Source organism: Allobosea sp. (assembly GCF_035999205.1).
Classification (GTDB): Bacteria; Pseudomonadota; Alphaproteobacteria; order Rhizobiales; family Beijerinckiaceae; genus Allobosea.
This window is the reverse complement of sequence record NZ_DASYHA010000025.1, coordinates 230,954-248,147: the sequence shown is the minus strand read 5'-3', so window position 1 is coordinate 248,147 and position 17,194 is coordinate 230,954. Positions and strand designations below refer to the sequence as shown.

The window sequence follows — 17,194 nt, the reverse complement described above, 5'->3', positions numbered from 1 at the left end:
ATGGGCCCTGAAGCGCCAGATCGACCCGATCTAATCCCGCCGCCAGCTGCGCTTCAAGTCGTGGTCGATCAGATAGGCGGTGCGCTGGTTCAGGCGCTGGCGATAAACCTGCAGGTTCTCCATCACCCGCTGCACGTAGTTGCGGGTTTCGTAGAACGGAATTCGTTCGACCCAGTCGATGGCGTCGACCTCCGGCCTCCGCGGGTCGCCATAAGCCTCGATCCATTTCTTCACATTGCCGGAGCCGGCATTGTAGGCGGCGAAGGTCAGGATGTAGGAGCCGCGCCAGTCCTTCAGCAGGTCGTTGAGATGGGCGGCGCCCATTTGCGCCGAGTAGAGCGCGTCGCGCCCGAGGCGCGGCCAGTCGAAGGGGAGATTGGCGCGCCTGGCCGTCTCGCGGGCGGTTGCGGGCATCATCTGCATCAGCCCGCGCGCGCCGGCATGCGAGGTCGCGGTCGGGTCGAAGGCGCTCTCCTGGCGGGCGATGGCGTGCACGATCGCGCGCTCCATCGGGTCTCCAAGAACCGGGAACTCGGGCACGCCAGAGGTCGGAAAGGCGGCGGTGTCGAGCGGGAAGCCGCGGTGCAGGGCCGTCTTGCCCAGCGCCAGCAGGGCGCGCGCGTCGTTCTCGCGCTGGGCGATGCCGGCGAGCGCTTCCAGAGCCGGCGTCGTGTGGAGGCGCTGCGCCAGGTCGAGCATCATCTGGACGGCGAGATCGCGTTCGCCGATGTGATAGAGCAGGCGCACACCCTGATGTCCGGGCAGATGCATAAGCGAGGCGGAGGTCGTGCGCCGCAGCGGCAGGTCCGGCAGCCCGAGCCGTGCGCGCGCCAGCTGACCATAATAGGCGATTGGATGCTCGGCAGCGCGCTCGTAGGCCGCCTTGGCCTCGTCGCTCTTGCCGATCGCCTCGGCCGCACGGCCTTGCCAGTAGGCCGCGCGGGCGACCGAAATCGGCGTCTCGGCAGATCGCGCGGCCTCGTTGAAATGCTCAAGCGCGATGCCCGGCTGGTCGCGGAAGCGCAGCGCGATGAAGCCGGCATGCCATTCGGCGTCGATGCGCTCGGCCGCGTCCTCGGCACCATGGCCAGCCGCGACCTCATAGGCGCGTGCAGCATCGCCTGCGTCGAGCAGCTTGCGGGCAATGACGCGGCGCTCGATCCACCATTCATTGCCATCGCCGAGAAGGGCGGGATCGCGCGGCACATTCGCCAGCGCCTTGGCCGCTTCGATTGGCTTGTCGGCACGTCTGGCTTGCTGCGCCAGCAGGAAGGCGAAGGACACGTCGGTCTTGAGCGCGGCCGGTACCGCCGAAATCAGCGCGGGCGCGATCGGCTGCCTCGCCTTGGCGCTGGCGAGCCGGGCCTTAGCCAGCACGACGTAATCGGGGGAGATGCGCGCCGCATTGCGCAGCGCGGCTTCCGTGTTCTCCCGGAAGAGAAAACGCTCTGTGCGCAGGCGATGGTCCGTGGCGGTCAGCGCGCTGCCGAAGGCCTCGAAGGCGATCTTCTCGAGTGCGGTGCCGTGTGGATCCTGTCGCCAGCTCTGACGGGCCAGCGTCACGGCTTCCTCACTCTGGCCCTGCGCCTTCAGCGCGAGTGCGAGCGCGATCCGGCCGGCCGGGCTGACCGGGCGCTGGCCATGAAAGAAGGCGCGGACGGTGGCCGCGCCCTTCTTCTCGGCGATCAGCCTTTCCTCGGCGCGGCGTCGGAACAACGCCGTCGCCGGATAGTTCGGGTAGTTCCTGAGGAACGCATCGATGCGGACGAACGGGACCAGGCCGGCGCCGGAGCGGATCGCGGCCCATTCGAGCAGGGCGCGGGCAGTGCCGTCGTCGATCGAGGTCGCGATGGCGTCGCCTTCCGCGAGTGCGCCGCGCCGATAGACGGCAATGGCGTTCTTGATCTTGTCGAGGCGCTCCGCGTCGTCGAGCAGGGCTTCGCCGGGCACGCTCTCGCTCGGAGGCGGCGGCAGCGCCGCCGTCATCACGGCATCGACCGTGTCCGGGCGGGTCTGCTGCGCGGGATGAGCGCCGTCATCGGCGGCGTGGGCGGGTGCGAAGGCGGGCGGCGGAGCAAGTAGGGCGGGCACAAGGAGGCAAATCAGCCTCGATCGGACGCTAAACAAGGCCATGGCAGGCTCCACGGTCGAATGCGTAAGCCTGCAATGCTCACGGAACGGGGTTTATGAAGACTTAACCAAACTCCAACGCATTTTGATGCGTTGCCGACTTTGCCTCCGGCGGGGGACGGTTTATGTGTGACGGCCCAAAATGGCCATTCCGTGTCAGGACGCCTCTCGCATGACCAAGCACCCCGCCTTCACCGGATCGCTCCCTGCTCTGGTGACGCCGTTCAAAGGCGGCAAGATCGATGAAGCCGCGCTGCGCGGGCTGGTCGCCTGGCAGATCGAGAACGGTTCGTCGGGGCTCGTTCCCGTCGGTACGACGGGCGAAAGCCCGACTCTTTCCCATGACGAGCACAAGCGCGTCGTCGAGATCGTCATCGCGGAAGCCAAGGGCAGAGTGCCGGTCATCGCCGGTGCCGGTTCGAACAACACCACCGAGGCGATCGACCTCGCCGTCCATGCCGAGAAGGCCGGCGCCGACGCGATCCTTGTCGTGACGCCCTACTACAACAAGCCCACCCAGGAGGGCATGTACCAGCACTTCAAGGCGGTGAACGATGCGGTCGGCATTCCGATCATCATCTACAACATCCCGCCGCGCTCGGTCGTGGACATGTCGGTCGAGACCATGGCGCGGCTCTACGAGCTGAAGAACATCGCCGGCGTCAAGGACGCCACTGCCAACCTCGCCCGCGTCTCGCAGCAGCGCCACGCCATGGGGCCGGATTTCATCCAGCTCTCGGGCGAGGACATGACGGCGCTGGCCTATATGGCCGCCGGCGGCCACGGCTGTATCTCGGTCGTCGCCAATGTCGCCCCGCAACTCTGCGCGGAGCTGATGGCGGCGGTGCAGAAGGGCGACTATGCCGGCGCGCTGAGGATTCAGGACCGGCTCGTGCCCTTGCATGATGCCGTCTTCAAGGAGCCGGGCCTCGCCGGCGCGAAGCATGGCCTCAGCCTGCTCGGTCGCATCGAGGAGGAGGTTCGCCTGCCGCTGATGCCGGTGACGGCGGCGACCGGCAAGGTCATTCGCGACGCGATGGTGTTCGCCGGCCTGCTGAATACCTAGATAGGGAGCGCGCTCGTCCGGTCTCCCCGGCCGACGCCAGGGAAGCTGACGATGTATGAGCCGAGCCATTTCAAGGTTGAGGACCGCGAGGCGCTTTTCGCGGTCATGCGCGCCCATCCGCTTGCTACGCTGGTGACGGCGGGTGAGGGCGGGCTGCTTGCCAATCCCGTGCCATTCGTCCTGCACGCGGAGGAAGGCGGGCGGGGCGTGCTGCGCGCCCATCTGGCGCGGCCCAATCCGCAATGGAAGGCGATCGCGGCCGGAGCCGAGGCGCTCGTCATCTTCACGGGTGTGGAACGCTATGTGACGCCGGCCTGGTACGCCTCCAAGCAGGAGCACGGCAAGGTCGTGCCGACCTGGAACTACGTCACCGTGCAGGTGCGTGGGCCGGCGCGCGCGATCGAGGATCCCGCCTGGTTGCGAGCCCAGCTCGAATCGCTGACGCGCCAGCAGGAGGCACCGCGCGCCGAGCCCTGGTCGGTCTCCGATGCGCCCGAAGCTTTCGTCGCAGCTCAGGCGCGCGGCATCGTCGGCATCGAGATCGGGATCGCCTCGCTGATCGGCAAGTTCAAGCTCAGCCAGAACCGGCAGGAAGCGGATAAGCGCGGTGTTTTCAATGGACTCGCGGCCGATCCGGAATCGGAATCTCAGGCGATGGCGCAGCTCGTGAAGGCGCATGCGCTGGGAGACACGCTATGAGCAAGCCGGATCCCGATCGCTACAAGCTCGCGGCCGACAACCGCAAGGCGCGCTTCAACTACGAAATCAAGGAGACGCTGGAGGCGGGTATCGCGCTACAGGGCACGGAGATCAAATCGTTGCGCGGCGGGAAGGCGACGATCGGCGAGAGCTATGCCGGCCCGATGGGCGAGGAGCTCTTCCTGTTCAACGCCTATATCCCGGAGTATCTGGAAGCGAACCGCTTCAACCACGAGGTTCGCCGGCCCCGGAAACTCCTGCTCCATCGGCGCGAAATCAACAAGCTGATGGGCGCGGTCCAGCGCGAGGGCATGGCCCTGATTCCGCTCAAGGTCTACTTTAACGCCAAAGGCAGGGCGAAGGTCGAACTCGGCCTCGGCAAGGGCAAGAAGCTGCACGACAAGCGCGAGACCGAGAAGACCCGCGACTGGAACCGCGACAAGGCCCGCATCATGAAATCGGGCGGCGCCTGACGGCAGGTCCCTGCGGGGCGCGACGCGGCGTTGCGGCTGCGGCGAGAGGCGACGGACTTAACTGTCGACGGTCTCGTCGCTCTGGCGGATGCCATAGCGACGTTCGAGGCCGGGATTGCCGGGGGTGCCGGAAGCCGCGCCCCCGCCGCGTACATGGCGTTCGGATGGGTCGCGGCCGATCGTCTGCATCAGCTGGGCGAGATCGAGGAACTCGTCGCACTGGCGGCGCAGGTCATCGGAGACCATCGGCGGGTTGGTCGCGATCGTCGAGACGACCGAAACCTTGACGCCTTTGCGCTGCACGGCCTCGACCAGCGGCCGGAAATCGCCATCGCCTGAGAACAGGTAGATCTGGTCGAGATGAGGAGCCAGTTCGAGCATCTCGATGGCCAGCTCGATGTCCATATTGCCTTTGATGCGGCGGCGGCCGGTCGCGTCGGTGAATTCCTTGGCGGCTTTGGTGATGACCCGGTAGCCATTGTAGTCGAGCCAGTCGACCAGCGGACGGATCGACGAGTATTCCTCGCTCTCGACCAGCGTGGTGAAATAGAAGGCCCGGATCAGGTTGCCGCGACCTTGAAATTCACGCAGCAGGCGACGGTAATCCATGTCGAAGCCGAGTTGCTTCGATGTCGCGTAGAGATTGGCACCGTCGATGAAAAGGGCGATGCGCGGATCTGCCGCCATTGAAGTCACTCCGGATGCGTATCTTTACAATAGGCGAAATGAAATCGAAACACGGTCTAACAATGTTCGTTCGTGGACAATTTCCGGAAGAGACGGTGTCCGGCTGCGACTCCGGCCGCAGCCGTTAACGGGCTAAACCTGGCTCAGGCGCTCAGCCCTCGGCTGCCGGGCTTGATTGCGGGGATCGCGGCGAGTTCGGGCGGCAGTTCGTCGGCCGCATAGTCCGGAACGTCGTATTGCATCAGGCTGACGAGCTTCATGCCGAGTTCGGCCTTGCCGGCGGAACGGTCGATCAGGCAGGCGGCGCCGACGATGGTGCCGGGTTCGCCGATCACCGAATCGCGGCATTCGCGCAGCGACAGGCCGGTCGTGATGATGTCCTCGATGATGATGCAGCGCGCGCCGGCCGGCAGAGTGAAGCCACGGCGCAGCTTGAACGTGCCACCTTCGCGCTCGACGAAGACGGCCTTGGCCTTGAGATGACGGGCTGTCTCATAGCCCGGCACGATGCCGCCGACGGCCGGCGAGACGACATAGTCGATCTTGCCGAACTGCGCCTCGATCTTGGCGGCAAGCGCCTTGCAGAGCCGCTCGGTTCGCACCGGGTCCTGGAAGACGAACATCTTCTGCAGGAAGACCGCGCTGCGCCGGCCCGAGGATAGGATGAAATGCCCTTCGAGCAGCGCGCCGGCATCGCGGAATTCGGCCAGGACGTCGTCGTCGGTCATCTATCGGCTCCTTGCAAACAGGTTGGCCGAGTTTTTGCGTCGGATTGAGCCTGTGCGCAAGGCTGCTGGAGGAGTACTCCTCAGCCCTTCGGGAATTCCAGCCCCATCTCGCGGTAGCGCGCCGGATCGTCGCTCCAGTTTTCGCGCACCTTCACGAACAGGAAGAGATGCACGGTGGCCTCGGCCGCTTCTGCGATCTCGATGCGGGCCTTCTGGCCGATCGCCTTGATCGTCTGGCCGCCTTCGCCGAGCACGATCTTGCGCTGCCCCTCGCGCTCTACATAGATCGTCTGCTCGATCCGGACCGAACCGTCCGGCCGCTGCTGCCATTGCTCGGTTTCGACGGTCGAGCGATAGGGCAGCTCGTCATGCAGCCGCTCGAAGATCTTCTCGCGGGTGATCTCGGCGGCGAGGAAGCGCAGCGGCGCATCCGAGATCTGGTCCTCCGGATAGAGCCAGGGGCCGAGCGGAAGCCGCGTTTCCAGCCAGCTCAGGATGTCCTTGACGCCATAGCCGGTCAGCGCCGCGATCATGAAGGTCTGCTCGAAATTGCCCCGCGCATTCACCTTGGCGGTGATGTCGAGCAGCTTCTCCTTGGCGACCGTGTCGATCTTGTTGAGAATCAGGAACTTCGGCTGCTTCAGCTCGGCGAGCTGCTCCAGCAGGCGGGTGTTCTCCTCGTTGTCGAAACGCTCGACATCGATCAGCACGCCGATCAGATCGGCGTCGGTGGCGCCGCCCCAGGCGCTCGTGACCATGGCGCGGTCGAGCCGGCGCTTCGGCGCGAAGATGCCGGGTGTGTCGACGAAGATCACCTGCGCCGGGCCCGACAGCGCGATGCCGCGCACCTGAGTCCGGGTCGTCTGGACCTTGCGCGAGACGATCGAGATCTTGGCGCCGACGAGCTGGTTCAGCAGCGTCGACTTGCCGGCATTGGGGGCGCCGATCAGCGCGACGAAACCGCAGCGCGTGGGCGCGAGCGCCGGAGCGGCTTTCTCCACGTCAGCCATTGTCGCTCTCCATCGTTTCGCTCCACAGGCCCTCGCGCCGCAGGAAGGCTTCGGCCGCGGCCTGCTCGGCGAGCCGCTTCGACGGCCCTTGTGCCTCGGCATCGACCAGGCCCACGATCCGGGCGGCGACCCGGAACACCGGCGCATGGTCCGGCCCCGAGCGGCCGCGCTCGCTATAGGTCGGCGTCTGGTAGCCCTGGCCCTGGGCCCATTCCTGCAGGGCGGTCTTGGCGTCCCTCAGCGGGCGCACCGGCTTGAGCAGGCGTTCGCCGAAGGCGCGCTCGACCAGCCCGCGGGCCGCAGCATAGCCGCCATCGATGAAGACTGCACCGATGATCGCTTCGCAGGCATCGGCCAGGATCGCCTTGTTCTTGCGCGCCCCACCAAGGATCTCGCCTTCGCCCAGCCGCATGAAGGCGCCGAGGTTCCAGGCCTGCGCGACCTCGGCGCAGGTCTCCTTGCGGACGAGATCGGCGAGCCGGCGTGACAGGTCGCCTTCCTCGGCCTGCGGATAGCGCGCGAACAGCATGTCGGCGATGCTGAGGCCAAGCACGCGATCGCCGAGGAATTCGAGCCGCTGATAGCTCTGCAGCCGCGAGCCTTCCGCGCTCATATGGGTGAGGGCGGTCGCAAGCAGGCCCTGGTCGGTGAAGGTGTGACCGAGCGTCTCTTGCAGGCGGGCGGTGTCGGGCGCCTTGCGCCCGTGTTCCCCGGCCTTGCTCACTTGATCGCGCTGAACAGGCGGTTCCAGCGAACCGTCCAGGGCCATTCCCAGATCTTCCAGGCCGAGGCTCCGTCCTCGATCGAGAAGAAGATGATCTCGGCGCGGCCGACGAAATTCTCGAACGGCACGAAGCCGACGCTGCGATCGCGCGAGTCCAGCGAGTTGTCGCGGTTGTCGCCCATCATGAAGAAGTGGCCGGGCGGCACGGTGAAGACCGGGGTGTTGTCGAAGCTGCCGTTGTCGCCCTCGCGCTCGATGATCTCGTGCGAGCGCCCGTTGGGCAGGGTCTCGCGGTAGCGTATGGCAGGCGTGCTGCGGCCCCAGTTGTCGGTGGTGACGAAGTCCGCGATGCGCTCGCGCTTCACCGGCTGGTTGTTGATGTGCAGGATGCCGTCGATCATCTGGATGCGCTCGCCCGGCAGGCCGATGACGCGCTTGATGTAGTCGGTCGAATTGTCGGTCGGCAGCTTGAACACGGCGATGTCGCCGCGCTTGGGCTCGGCCGCCCAGACGCGGCCCGAGAACAGCGGCGGGCTGAACGGGATCGAGTGCTTCGAATAGCCGTAGGTGTATTTCGAGACGAACAGATAGTCGCCGATCAGCAGCGTCGGGATCAGCGATCCGGATGGGATGTTGAACGGCTGGAACAGCAGGGTGCGGATCACCAGGGCGATGAGCAGCGCCTGAACGACGACCTTGATCGTCTCGACGATCCCGCCTTCGTCCCTGGCGGCCTTGTTCTTGGCTTCGACGTCGTTGGCCACGCGGGCGCTCCTGGGACGGTTGTCCAGCGCGCGGTCTAGCGGAATGTTGCGCCGCAGACAACGGCGCGCGACTGCGGGGCCGCCCCGCATGCCGAGGGGCCTCCTCTGATGGGCGGAGGCCGGAAAGCCATGCATGCGCGGGGGAGGGGGATGGCTGGGTGCGGCAATTGACCGCGCCTGAGGCCGGGCGCACGATCAAGGCTCGATTCCGGGGAGGACCAATCATGAATGGCAAGAAGTATGCTGCGGAGGCGATCGGTACGTTCTGGCTGACCTTTGCGGGTTGCGGCAGCGCCGTCATCGCCGCGGGCTTTCCGCAGGTCGGGATCGGCCTGCTCGGCGTCTCGCTCGCCTTCGGCCTGACCGTCGTCACCATGGCCTATGCCATCGGCCACATCTCGGGTTGCCATCTTAACCCCGCCGTGACGGTCGGCCTGGCGGCCGGCGGACGCTTCCCGACCAACCAGATCCTTCCCTACATCGTGGCGCAGGTCATTGGCGGCGTCGTCGCAGCCGGCGTGCTCTATCTCATCGCCAGCGGCGCGCCGGGCTTCGAACTCGCCAAGGGCTTCGCCTCGAACGGCTATGGCGAGCACTCGCCGGGCAAGTACAGCCTCTTCGCGGGCTTCCTGACCGAGGTCGTGATGACGATGATGTTCCTCTTCATCATCATGGGCGCCACCCACGGCAAGGCGCCGGCCGGCTTCGCCCCGCTCGCGATCGGGCTCGGGCTGTGCCTGATCCATCTCGTCAGCATTCCCGTCACCAACACCTCGGTCAATCCGGCGCGCAGCACCGGCCCGGCGCTCTTCGTCGGCGGCTGGGCTATTCAGCAGCTCTGGCTGTTCTGGGTCGCGCCGCTGATCGGGGGAGCGCTGGGCGGCATCGTCTATCGCTGGCTCAGCGACGAGCCGCAGGGCGCAGTCGTCGGGAATGCGCCGGCCGAGTGAGGAGGAGGACGCCTCAGCGCCACTCCACCCAGCGGCCGTGATAATCGGCGCGCGCGATCTCGCGCTCGCCGCCAGCATGTGACGAGGCCTGCGGCCAGATCGCGAGTGTGACGGCGGCGCTGCCGGGCTGGCCATCGGCCTCCATGCGCAGCCAGGCGAGCGGCGCCTCCGGGGTGGCGGCCGCCGCAGCCTGCGCCATCGCCTGTTCGATCCGGCGCTTGGCCGCCTCGGGCAGATACTGCCACATGATCGTATGCATCATAAGCCGTGCCTGGCCGTGCGCCTGCGGAACCGCCAGGCGGGCCTCGATCCACTCCGCCGCATCGGCCTGTTCGACGCGCCAGGACTGGCGGGCGGCAGCATCGAAGGCGGCTTCCGTCGTGGCGATGCGGTCGGACTGGTCGGGCCAGATATAGGACATCACGCGGGCGCGATGCTCGGGGTCTCCGGGGTCGAGCGGGTTGAGGTCGCAGGCCCGCCGGGTCGCGATGGCAAGCGGCGCGTCGAGCGGTGGCAAGGCGCCGCGCCATTCACTGCGGATCGTGACCGGCGCGGTCGGGGTGCCCCAGACGCAGCCGCCCATTTCGTAGCGGTAGAGGTCGAAACCGAGATTGAGCCCGGCGCTCGCGCCGATCTCGATGAGATCCAGGGGGAGCCCGGTTTGGCGCGCAACCATGAGCGCGCCGCCGAGCAGGACGGCGCAGCGCTTGACCTCGTTGGTCTGCGGCGGGCTGTCGAGATAGCCGGTCAGGAAGGCGTCGTGCCCTGCGAGCGCAGCCAGAATCCCGTTCCAGAGCGTGTCGGCCGAGGGCTCGACCGGCGGATAGAGCGCGGTCAGCGCCGGCGCCCGGCCGGAGCGCGCCAGGGCGTTGAAGGCTCCGGCGCAGCGCAGCGCCAATGCATCGGCGCGCGGATTGCCCGGCCAGTCCAGCACGCGTCGCCCGAAGGCGAAGCGCCGGTCGAGCCGTTCCGCCATCGTCGCGCAGAACAGGGCCGTGAAGGGTGAGCCCAGGCCACGGCATGACTCGGCTTGACTGGCGAAGCTGGCGCGGACCTCGCCTTCGTTCGTCGTGGCGGCTCCGTCCGTCATCGCAGCTCTCCCTATTCGGCGATCGGCCGCGCCTCGATCACCACGAAGGCTTGCGCCATCGGCGGGTCGTCGGTCATCGAGACATGAACGACGGCCTCGTGTCCGGGTGGGGTCATCGCCTTCAGCCGCTCGGCCGCGCCACCTGTAAGCCGCATGGTCGGGCGTCCGCTCGGCAGGTTGACCACCTCCATGTCGCGCCAGAACACGCCGGCGCGCAGACCGGTCCCGAGCGCCTTGGAGCAGGCCTCCTTGGCGGCGAAGCGCCGCGCGTAGGAGGCTGCCCGCGTCGCGCGCCGGTCGGATTTGGTCCGCTCGCCCGCGGTGAAAACGCGATGGGTGAAGCGCTCACCGAAGCGCGCGAGCGAGTTCTCGATGCGGTCGATGTCGCAGAGGTCGGAGCCGATGCCGAGGATCATGCGCTCGACTTACTTGGACGCGCGGCCCTCGTCCATCGCCTGCCGCATCCGCCCGATGGCAGCGTCAAGGCCGATGAAGATCGCCTCGCCGACCAGGAAGTGACCGATGTTGAACTCGACGAATTCCGGCACGACCGCGAGCTGGCGCGCCGTGTCGTAGTCGAGGCCGTGCCCGGCATGGACCTCGATCCCGAGCGAAGCGGCGAGCGCGGCGCCCTCGGCGAGGCGCGCGAACTCCGCCTCCGCCTTATCCTTCTCACCGGCGATGGCCGCTTCGCACCAGGTGCCGGTGTGCAACTCGACGACGGGGGCCTTTAACTTCGCCGCGATCCGGATCGGCGCCGCATCGGCCTCGATGAACAACGAGACGCGGCAGCCCGCCGCCGCGAGCCGTGCGACGACCGGGATGAGCGCCGCCTCCTGGCCGACGACGTCGAGCCCCCCCTCGGTCGTGCGCTCCTCGCGCTTCTCCGGCACGAGGCAGGCCGCATGCGGCTTTAGCCGCTCCGCCAGAGCGATCATCTCCGGAGTCGTTGCCATCTCGAAATTGAGCGGCTTGGTCAGTTCGAGGGCGAGACGCTCGACGTCGGCGTCGCGGATATGGCGACGGTCCTCGCGCAGATGGGCGGTGATGCCGTCGGCGCCGGCAGCCACGGCGAGATGCGCGGCCCGGACCGGATCGGGCAGGGTGCCGCCGCGGGCATTTCGCACCGTCGCGACATGATCGATGTTCACGCCCAGTCGCAGCCGGCTCGCCATGGATCAACTCTCCCGCAGATCGAGCCGTGCATAGACGAAAATGCTGCATCGGCTCAAGGCAGGGATTGTCATGGCGCAGACCAGTTTTCGTGATCGATCGCAGCAGTTGCCTCGGTCGTCTTTGGGGTTTGGTAACCCCGTTGTCCGTGCGGACACGCGACTGGCTGCGGATAAGGCAATTGTAACAGCTTGGCGGTAGCATTCCTTGTCGGGAAAAGCCGGAACGCGGGGCCGAAACGTGCAGCTGGCAGTGAAATCGGGGCAATTCGAGAACGAGCTAACCTCCGACAGGCGTGATCTCGGCCAGGATCCCGAGCGCGCGCTGGGCCGTGTCGTGTCCTGCGACGGCTCGCGGGCGACGATCGCCAGCACGGTGTCCGGCATGACCAGGCTCGGCCCGGATTCATGGGCCGTCGGCCGGATGATCTCGATCAATCTCGGCAGTTCGCGCATCGTCGGTCTCGTCTACGAGATGCACGCGGTCAATCCGGTCTGGGACGAGGCGGCCGACAACATCGTCCATGTCCAGGTCGAAATGCTCGGCGAGGTCACCGAAAGCCCCGAAGGGCGCGTTCGCTTCCAGAGCGGCATCACCACCTATCCACCGATCGGCTCCATCGCCCACCGCATCCGCACGGGCGACCTCGCCCTGGTGCATGACCTTGGCTCGCGCAACGGCGTCGCCGTCGGCACCCTGACCCAGGATTCCTCGATTCCCGCCACGATCAGCATCGACGACATGCTGGCTCGCCATTTCGCCCTGCTCGGCACCACGGGCGTCGGCAAGTCGAGCGCCGTTGCGCTGCTGCTGCGCCGGGCGATCGCCGCCCGTTCGCGGCTGCGCGTGCTCATCCTCGATCCGCACAACGAATATGCCGGCGCCTTTCCCGATCGCGCCCTGTCGATCGATGCGGAAGGGCTCGATCTGCCGTTCTGGATGTTCAGGCTGGAGGAGTTCGGCGAGATCGTCTTCCGCGGCCGCGCCGCCTTCGAGGAGGAAGCGGACATCCTGCGCGAGGTCGTGGCGACAGCGCGCGAGCGCTATCGCGGCGCCAGCCAGCGCAATCCGATGCGTGATCTCAATTCGAGCCTGCTGAAGCGCCCGCTCGATGCCGGCATCGCCCGCCGCGAGGATGGCATGGGCAGCGCCACTGATATGCCGACCCCGTACCGGATCGTCGACGCGCTCGCCATCATCGACGAGCTGATCGGCCTGCACGAGATGCGCTGGCCGCGTGCCGCGCTGCGTTCGCTCAAGGTCCGGCTTGAGACGCTGCACAGCGATCCGCGCTACCAGTTCATGTTTGCCCGCGCCAACATGATGGAGACGATGGCGCCGGTCCTGGCACAGATCTTCCGCGTCCCGCATCACGGCCGGCCGATCACGGTGTTCCAGCTCGGCGGCCTGCCCTCCGAGGTCGTCGATGCGGTGGCCTCCGTGCTGGCGCGCCTCGCCTTCGATCTCGCCATGGCGAGCCAGGGCACCTACGAAATCCTGCTGCTCTGCGAGGAGGCGCATCGCTACGTCCCCGCCGACCAGTCGCTCGGCTTCCTGCCCACGCGCCAGGCGATCGCCCGCATCGCCAAGGAGGGCCGCAAATACGGCGCCTATCTCGGCGTCGTGACGCAGCGGCCCGGGGAGCTCGATCCGACGATTCTGTCGCAGTGCTCGACGATCTTTGCCATGCGCCTCGCCAACGAGCACGACCAGCAGATCATCCGGGCGGCGATCTCGGATGCCTCCGCGAGCACGCTGAAATTCCTGTCCTCGGTCGGAAACCGCGAGGCGATCGCCTTCGGCGAAGGGGTTGCGACGACGATGCGGATGCGCTTCGCCGATCTCGCGCCGCATGAACTGCCGGCGATGGATATCGCGATCGGTGTCGAGGGCCGCCGCGAGCCTGGCCTCGAGGAAATGGTCCGGCGGATGCGCGGCTGAGCCGGGCCCTGCCTTACGCGAATCTTGCATCGGCCACACTTTGGCTGTATGGCCCGCTTTCGACATCTTCCCTGCATCGCCAGAGATCAGAAGGAGCCGCGCCATGGCTCGCGTTACCGTTGAGGATTGCATCGACAAGGTGGACAACCGCTTCGAGCTGGTTCTCCTCGCCAGCCATCGCGCGCGGATGATCCAGTCGGGCTCGTCCATCCTCGTCTCCCGCGACAACGACAAGAACCCCGTCGTCGCACTGCGCGAGATCGCCGACGAGAAGCTGAAGCCCGAGGATCTGAAGGAAGACCTGATCCACTCGCTGCAGAAGCATGTCGAGGTCGACGAGCCGGAGGCCGAGACCGTCCCGCTGCTCGCTGCGCCCGGCCAGAGTGCTTCGACCCCGGACTCGGAGATCCAGTTCGACCGCATGAGCGAGGACGACCTGCTGCGTGGCCTCGATGGCCTCGTGCCGCCGACCGAGAGCGCCGACGACGAGGACTGAGCGTCCACGTTCTCTTTACCCGTTCCGCTAAAGCCCGGCGCAGCCGGGCTTTTTCATGCCTGCCCCACGAGATTACGCCTTGCTGCCCGTCCACGCCGCGCCGATATTCACAGGTCCCAGGAGATTCAGGCGTGACAGAGGGCCCGCATGGGCATGATGCGGCAATACGAACTCGTCGATCGGGTTCGCAGCTATAATCCGAATACCGACGAGGACCTTCTCAACCGGGCCTATGTCTATGCCATGCGCGCGCATGGCACGCAGAAGCGCGCCTCGGGCGACCCATTCTTTGCCCATCCGCTCGAAGTCGCCGCCCTCCTGACCGATCTCAAGCTCGACGATGCGACGATCGTCGCGGCCGTGCTGCACGACACCGTCGAGGACACTGCCGCGACGCTCGAAGAGATCGAGAGCATGTTCGGGCCCGACATACGTCGCCTCGTCGACGGCCTGACCAAGATCAAGAAGCTCGACCTCGTCTCGAAGAAGGCTGTCCAGGGCGAGAACTTCCGCAAGCTGCTGCTGGCCATCGTCGACGATGTCCGGGTGCTCTTGGTCAAGCTGGCCGACCGCCTGCACAACATGCGCACACTGCATTTCATGGCGCCCGAGAAGCGCCTGCGCATCGCCGAGGAAACGGCTGAGATCTATGCACCGCTCGCCGGCCGCATGGGCATGCAGGAACTGCGTGAGGAACTGGAGGAACTCGCCTTCCGCCATATCAAGCCCGAGGCGCACGCGACCGTCACCAAGCGCCTCGAGGAGGTTACCGAGCGCGAAGGCGCCGTCATCGGCGAGATCGAGAAGGACCTGAAGGACAAGCTCGCCGCGAGCGGCATCCATGCCGAGGTGTCGGGGCGGCGCAAGCGACCCTATTCGATCTGGCGGAAGATGGAGCGCAAATCCATTTCCTTCGAGCAGCTCTCGGACATCTTCGGCTTTCGCGTCATCGTCGAGACGCCGGAGGACTGCTACCGCGTGCTGGGCATCGTCCACATGACCTGGCCGATGGTTCCCGGGCGCTACAAGGATTACATCTCGACACCCAAGCAGAACGATTACCGCTCGATCCATACCACCGTGGTCGGTCCCGGCCACAGCCGCGTCGAGCTGCAGATTCGCACCGACACGATGGACCGCATCGCCGAATTCGGCATCGCGGCCCATGCCCACTACAAGGACGGCCGCACCACCGAGCTCGCGCAATATGCCGATGAGAGCCGCGCCTATCAGTGGCTGCGCCGCACGGTCGACCTGCTCGCGGAAGGTGACAACCCGGAAGAGTTCCTCGAGCACACCAAGCTCGAGCTCTTCCATGACCAGGTCTTCTGCTTCACGCCGAAGGGGCGGCTGATCGCGCTGCCGCGCGGCGCGACGCCGATCGACTTCGCCTATGCGATCCACACGAATGTCGGCAACAGCGCCGTCGGCGCCAAGATCAATGGCCGCATCGCGCCGCTGCTGACCGAACTCGCCAATGGCGATGAAGTCGAGATCACCCGTGCCGAAGGCCAGACCCCGCCGGCTGCATGGGAATCCCTCGTCGTCACGGGCAAGGCCCGCGCCGCGATCCGCCGCGCGACCCGCGCCGCCGTGCGCCGGCAATATTCCGGCCTCGGCCGCCAGATCCTGGAACGCGCCTTCAGCCGGGCCGATCGGCCCTTCTCCGATGAGAAGCTGAAGGCGGCTCTGAAGCGGCTCGCTCGCAGCGCCGTGGACGACGTGCTGGCGGCGGTCGGGCGCGGCGAGATGTATTCCGGTGACGTGGTCAAGGCGGTCTATCCCGATCTTGAACCCGAGAAGCGCGGCGCGCCCGAGGCCAAACTGGCAGGCGCATCGGCAGGCAGCGGCAAGGGCTGGTTCGAGCTGCGCCAGGGCGAGAACCTGAAGTTCAAGCTGCCGGGCGAGACGCCGGGCGACGATGCCATTCCGATCCGCGGCCTCGGCGGCGATCTGCCGGTGCGCTTTGCGCCCAATGGCGGTGCCGTGCCGGGAGACCGCATCGTCGGCATCCTGACGCCGGGCGAGGGAGTGACGATCTACCCGATCCAGTCTTCGGCGCTGGCGGCCTTCGACAACGAGCCCGAGCGCTGGCTCGACGTGCGCTGGGATCTCGACGACAAGGTGCCGCAGCGCTTCCCGGCCCGGATCTCGCTGCATTCGATCAACGAGCCCGGCTCGCTGGCTCAAATTACGACGACCATCGCCGAGCATGACGGCAATATCGACGCCGTCGCCATGCACCGTCCGAACCCGGACTTCACCAATGTCACCATCGACCTGACGGTCTGGGATCTGAAGCATCTCAGCGCCATCATCAGCGAACTGCGTGAGAAGCGGGTGATCAGCCGGGTCGAGCGGGTGGTGGGGTAGGGCGGGCGCTCAGCGCGCCCGGAAGGCGGCCGCCAGTTCACGCAGGAAGGCGCTGGCCCGCGGCGTCGTCACCTGACTGCGCATCACGACCTGCGAGGTGCCGAGATCCGGCAGGCCCCATGCGGCCCCGACTTCGATGGCGCCCGGCGGGGCGATACGCTGGGCCAGCGGTGAGACGCCGATTCCGCCCTCCACTGCGGCGAGCACCGCGGCCATGCCGCCGCCGATGAAGGCTTCACGCCAGGCGAGGCCGGCGCGGCCGAGGGCATCCATGCCGTGCTGCCGTAGCCAGCATTCGGCGACGAGGCTCACCAGCGGCAAGGGTTCACCTGGCTGGTGAGCCAGGCCCTCCGCCGCGAACCAGCCGAACCGGTCCTCGCGCAGGACCTCGCCGGTGCGCCGGCTCCCGAGACGTCGTACGACGGCGACATCGAGCTCGCCGCGCTCGAACGCCGCTTCCAGCGCCCGCGACGCCTCAATCCTGAGATTGATGACGATACCGGGATGATGGCGCGAGAGCCGGCCCAGCACGGCCGGAATCTCGGCGCCGACAGCCTGCTCGCTGATACCGATGGCGATGCGCTCGCCCGGCTGCCGGAAGGCGCCGAGCGCCCGCTCATGCGCCGCCATCAGCTCCCGTGCGGCCGGCAGGAAGCGCTCACCTTCCGCGGTCAGCCGCACCAGCCGCGGATGCCGCTGCAGCAGCGTCTGGCCGAGCCCGTCCTCCAATCGCTTGATCCGCGTGCTGACGAGCGATTGCGCGGTCCCCAGCGCCTCGGCGGCGCGGGTGAAGCTGCTGAGTTCCGCCGCCTGCAGGAAGGCGGCGACGGCGTCGAGATCCAGGGTCGCGCTCATGATAAATCAGAAATCCGTATCACTGATATCGGCAT

17 protein-coding genes are annotated in these 17,194 nt (G+C 66.9%); 7 read left to right on the top strand and 10 right to left on the bottom strand.

From position 1 onward, the window contains the following. Positions 1–30 precede the first annotated feature (30 nt). Positions 31–2,091: a lytic transglycosylase domain-containing protein gene (locus tag VGN82_RS16610; protein ID WP_327528150.1), complete on the bottom strand. Its 2,061-nt coding sequence runs from the start codon at positions 2,089–2,091 to the stop codon at positions 31–33. 211 nt (positions 2,092–2,302) lie between these two features. Between VGN82_RS16610 and dapA the strand changes: the two genes are divergently transcribed. From dapA to smpB, 3 genes are read left to right on the top strand one after another with little or no spacing between them, the layout of a single operon-like run. Beyond that, entirely contained in the window at positions 2,303–3,196 is an 894-nt protein-coding gene (gene dapA / locus VGN82_RS16605) for a 4-hydroxy-tetrahydrodipicolinate synthase (RefSeq protein ID WP_327528149.1), read from the top strand. A 51-nt stretch (positions 3,197–3,247) separates the two neighbouring features. After that, a complete protein-coding gene (locus tag VGN82_RS16600) occupies positions 3,248–3,895 on the top strand; it encodes an FMN-binding negative transcriptional regulator (RefSeq protein WP_327528148.1) in 648 nt (215 codons plus the stop codon). Continuing rightward, positions 3,892–4,368, top strand: a complete 477-nt coding sequence (smpB, locus tag VGN82_RS16595) for an SsrA-binding protein SmpB (RefSeq protein ID WP_327528147.1) — start codon at positions 3,892–3,894, stop codon at positions 4,366–4,368. The genes VGN82_RS16600 and smpB overlap by 4 nt, the downstream gene beginning before the upstream one ends. A gap of 57 nt (positions 4,369–4,425) precedes the next feature. Here the strand turns inward: smpB and VGN82_RS16590 are convergent, their stop codons facing one another. The 5 genes from VGN82_RS16590 to lepB form a co-directional block, all read right to left on the bottom strand. Next, complete coding sequence (locus VGN82_RS16590) at positions 4,426–5,055, bottom strand: LabA-like NYN domain-containing protein (protein WP_327528146.1); 630 nt, start codon at positions 5,053–5,055, stop codon at positions 4,426–4,428. 143 nt (positions 5,056–5,198) lie between these two features. After that, positions 5,199–5,783: an orotate phosphoribosyltransferase gene (pyrE, locus tag VGN82_RS16585; protein WP_327528145.1), complete on the bottom strand. Its 585-nt coding sequence runs from the start codon at positions 5,781–5,783 to the stop codon at positions 5,199–5,201. Between the two features lie 80 nt (positions 5,784–5,863). Next, positions 5,864–6,793, bottom strand: a complete 930-nt coding sequence (era, locus tag VGN82_RS16580) for a GTPase Era (RefSeq protein ID WP_327528144.1) — start codon at positions 6,791–6,793, stop codon at positions 5,864–5,866. Then, a complete protein-coding gene (rnc, locus tag VGN82_RS16575) occupies positions 6,786–7,562 on the bottom strand; it encodes a ribonuclease III (protein ID WP_414644312.1) in 777 nt (258 codons plus the stop codon). The genes era and rnc overlap by 8 nt, the downstream gene beginning before the upstream one ends. After that, complete coding sequence (gene lepB, locus VGN82_RS16570) at positions 7,514–8,281, bottom strand: signal peptidase I (protein ID WP_327528142.1); 768 nt, start codon at positions 8,279–8,281, stop codon at positions 7,514–7,516. The genes rnc and lepB overlap by 49 nt, the downstream gene beginning before the upstream one ends. 224 nt (positions 8,282–8,505) lie before the next feature. On the opposite strand from lepB, the gene aqpZ reads away from it, so the two are divergent. Further along, positions 8,506–9,231, top strand: coding sequence for an aquaporin Z (gene aqpZ, locus VGN82_RS16565; RefSeq protein ID WP_327528141.1), 726 nt, complete (start codon positions 8,506–8,508; stop codon positions 9,229–9,231). Positions 9,232–9,244: 13 nt separating this feature from the next. Here the strand turns inward: aqpZ and VGN82_RS16560 are convergent, their stop codons facing one another. The 3 genes from VGN82_RS16560 to VGN82_RS16550 are packed head-to-tail and all read right to left on the bottom strand — an operon-like array spanning position 9,245 to position 11,496. Further along, on the bottom strand, positions 9,245–10,321 hold the full coding sequence (locus VGN82_RS16560) for a DUF2332 domain-containing protein (RefSeq protein WP_327528140.1): 1,077 nt from the start codon (positions 10,319–10,321) through the stop codon (positions 9,245–9,247). An 11-nt stretch (positions 10,322–10,332) separates the two neighbouring features. Beyond that, the gene (gene acpS / locus VGN82_RS16555) at positions 10,333–10,737 is read right to left on the bottom strand and encodes a holo-ACP synthase (protein ID WP_327528139.1); all 405 of its coding nucleotides are present in this window, start codon (positions 10,735–10,737) and stop codon (positions 10,333–10,335) included. A gap of 9 nt (positions 10,738–10,746) precedes the next feature. Next, entirely contained in the window at positions 10,747–11,496 is a 750-nt protein-coding gene (locus VGN82_RS16550) for a pyridoxine 5'-phosphate synthase (RefSeq protein ID WP_327528138.1), read from the bottom strand. Positions 11,497–11,734: 238 nt separating this feature from the next. Between VGN82_RS16550 and VGN82_RS16545 the strand changes: the two genes are divergently transcribed. The 3 genes from VGN82_RS16545 to VGN82_RS16535 all read left to right on the top strand — a co-directional run bounded on the left by VGN82_RS16545 (position 11,735) and on the right by VGN82_RS16535 (position 16,304). Continuing rightward, positions 11,735–13,435, top strand: a complete 1,701-nt coding sequence (locus tag VGN82_RS16545) for an ATP-binding protein (RefSeq protein WP_327528137.1) — start codon at positions 11,735–11,737, stop codon at positions 13,433–13,435. Between the two features lie 103 nt (positions 13,436–13,538). Continuing rightward, on the top strand, positions 13,539–13,931 hold the full coding sequence (gene rpoZ, locus VGN82_RS16540; protein ID WP_327528136.1) for a DNA-directed RNA polymerase subunit omega: 393 nt from the start codon (positions 13,539–13,541) through the stop codon (positions 13,929–13,931). A gap of 153 nt (positions 13,932–14,084) precedes the next feature. Beyond that, positions 14,085–16,304, top strand: a complete 2,220-nt coding sequence (locus VGN82_RS16535) for a RelA/SpoT family protein (RefSeq protein WP_327529160.1) — start codon at positions 14,085–14,087, stop codon at positions 16,302–16,304. Positions 16,305–16,313: 9 nt separating this feature from the next. Here the strand turns inward: VGN82_RS16535 and VGN82_RS16530 are convergent, their stop codons facing one another. Next, positions 16,314–17,159: a LysR family transcriptional regulator gene (locus VGN82_RS16530; protein WP_327528135.1), complete on the bottom strand. Its 846-nt coding sequence runs from the start codon at positions 17,157–17,159 to the stop codon at positions 16,314–16,316. Positions 17,160–17,194 lie beyond the last annotated feature (35 nt).